Source organism: Streptomyces canarius (assembly GCF_014650735.1).
In the GTDB taxonomy this organism is placed as follows: Bacteria; Actinomycetota; Actinomycetes; order Streptomycetales; family Streptomycetaceae; genus Streptomyces; species Streptomyces olivaceoviridis.
Window position 1 is genome coordinate 1 of sequence record NZ_BMVN01000220.1, and the last position, 777, is coordinate 777.

Here is a 777-nt window from a genome sequence, read left to right on the forward strand (position 1 = left end):
CTTACAGGTCATCTCATTTGGTGAGTCTGCGGTAGCAGATGAGGGTGCAGGCGATGCTCGTGAAGGCGAGGAAGTGCTCGGCCTTGCGCTCGTAGCGGCGGTGGAGTCGGCGGCAGCCGGCGAGCCAGGCCATGGTGCGTTCGATGGTCCAGCGGTGTCGGCCGAGTCGCTGCGAGGTCTCGACGCCCTTGCGGGCGATGCGGTGCCGGATGCCACGCTGAGACAGCCATTGCCGCAGGTGGCGATAGTCGTAGCCCTTGTCGGCATGGAGCTTTTCAGGCTTGCGTCGGCGGGGGCCTGGCGCGATCGGATGGGCGGTATGCCCTTCACGAGGGGGACCAGAGCCTGGCTGTCGTGAACGTTGGCTCCGGAGATCCCGACGGACAGGGGCAGACCAGTCCGTTCGGTGATCAGGTGGATCTTCGAGCCGTACTTGCCCCGGTCGACAGGATTCGGGCCTGTCAGTTCCCCCTTTTCAGGGCCCGCATGTTCACCGAGTCGATCGCGCAGCGGGACCAGTCCAGCTCGCCGCGGGAGCCGAGTTCGTCGAGAACCAGGCGGTGGAGTTTTGCCCACACCCTGGCCTTCGTCCACTCGGCAAAGCGCCGGTGAGCGGTAGCTCCCGACGGCCCGAACGACGCGGACGGCAGCTGCTGCCACGTGCAGCCTGACGTGGCCACGAACACGATCGCAGCCAGCACCTCCCGGTCACCGTGCCGGCGTCGGCCGCCGCCCTGAGGCCGCGACGGAGCCTCCGGAACTACCTCATCCGGCACC

At 67.3% G+C, this 777-nt stretch carries 1 pseudogene; it reads right to left on the reverse strand.

Going from position 1 to position 777, the window contains the following annotated elements:
• Positions 1–13: 13 nt before the first annotated feature.
• Positions 14–776, reverse strand: a pseudogene (locus IE294_RS46975) (IS5 family transposase).
• Position 777: the final 1 nt, after the last annotated feature.